Here is a 1,730-nt window from a genome sequence, read left to right on the forward strand (position 1 = left end):
TCGACAGTTGCGGCAACAGTTGGCTGAGCGCGGCCACAACATCGTCACTTGCCTGGCGCACGATCTCAATCTCGACGCTCATGGACTCGACCTTATCGATCGGCCCGCGCCCCGGTCTCACTCGTCGCGACGCGACACACGCCGTCTGCCTGATCATCCCGTCTGCCGTCGACCCGCCCGAAGGGGAAGCGGGCCAGGGCCACGGGGACAAGGTGGAGCCCCCAACTGGAGGAACGACCTTGTCCCCGTGGCCCTGGTCTGCTCGGCTTGTCCCGGGTCGACGGCTGGCGGGATGATCAGGCTTCCACATCAGCCATCTACGAACCTCACGCCCGAACGGCGATCATCCCGGAGCCGGAGCGCCCCCGCCGGAGGCACTGTTCTTTGGTGGTGTCAGGCCCCGGTCATGTCCGTCGGCCATTCGCTGTCGAGGATGCTGAAGAGGGCGGAGTCTCGCCAGCCGTCGCGCAATTTGGCGGTGTGACGGAGGCGGCCTTCATGCGTCATCCCGAGTTTCTTCAGGATGGCTGCGGAGGCGGCGTTTCGTGGATCGCAGGTGGCGTAGATGCGGTGCATGCGGAGTTGGTGGAAGCCGATGTGCAGGAGTTGCCGGCCGATGGCGGTGCCCAGACCACGGCCCCAGAGGCGGGGATGGGTGAGGTACTGGATTTCGCCTTGGGTGTGGTGGAGGCTGCGGATGCGGAACTCCCCCATTCCGATGACCTCGCCGTCATGGAGGGCTGCGTAGGCGAAACGTGTTTGTGGCTCTTCCCGCCATGCGGCAACGGCTGCTACCACGAACTCACGCGTCTGAGTGAGGGAGTTTGGTCCCCATGCCTGGTACCGGCAGACCTCGGGGAGGCTGGCCCAGGAATGGACGGCGTCGACATCGGTGGGCCGGAGCTGCCGGAGTCGGACTTCGGGATGGCTCATGATCTGAATCATGCCGGTTGATTGAGATGGCGAGATTTCATGGTGTCTCATCCTTGGCGCGACCCGATTTCGGGCGCGGACGAGAACGGCCTTCAGGCCGCACGTTTGCTCCGGCGATCAGGACTTGGGGATCACGTTCCAGGCATGCGATCATCAAGCTCATGACATCGACCAGAAAGGGCCATGCCGCGTAGGCGCCCTTCCGAGGTCCGTACGCGAAGACCGGCGTGCGGGACCCACAGATCTTTGATCCATCATGTCCCCGGGCTCGGCCGTCGCCCTATGGCGGCGGTGATCGCTCTCGAGCACACCCAGATGTGGCCGGGCGCGGTGGCGGCGGCCTTGGCGGCTTGGCAAGAGGCGGCCCTTGTGGGGACCGCCGACCGCCTCTTCCGCCGGTGCGAGTGCGATGAGTGCCGCGGAGATGCGCCCCGCTGGCGGCTTCAACAGGCTCTCGTCACCTTACCCGCGTGGGCCAGACCGTATCTGTACGCCTTGGTCCTCCCCGTCGACCGGTATTACCTGCGTCGAACCTCACCAGCTCTGCCCACGTCGCCTGATTCTGATTGGGAATGGTGGCAACGACGGCTCCCGTGGAGATCCGAGCATGTAGAGGCGGAGGTATAGAGCGGGTTCAGACGGCGCGGCAACCCCAGCCGGAGCGTTCGCTCAGTACGGCGCGGCAGGTGTATGGCGCCCGGCCCGGTGTCCCGCCGCCGTTCGGGACCGGCCCCCAGGCCGCATGCCCGGACGGCGGGCGGGCGGAGGGCCGGGGGTGGGGGGGGGGGGCGCGGCCG

The 1,730-nt window shown here is 66.6% G+C and carries 1 protein-coding gene; it reads right to left on the reverse strand.

Annotated features, from left to right (window positions below; translation table 11 throughout):
* Nucleotides 1-393: 393 nt before the first annotated feature.
* Nucleotides 394-945: a GNAT family protein gene (locus ABZ297_RS46800; RefSeq protein WP_355361087.1), complete on the reverse strand. Its 552-nt coding sequence runs from the start codon at nt 943-945 to the stop codon at nt 394-396.
* Nucleotides 946-1,730 lie beyond the last annotated feature (785 nt).

It is taken from the genome of Nonomuraea sp. NPDC005983 (assembly GCF_040614375.1).
In the GTDB taxonomy this organism is placed as follows: domain Bacteria; phylum Actinomycetota; class Actinomycetes; order Streptosporangiales; family Streptosporangiaceae; genus Nonomuraea.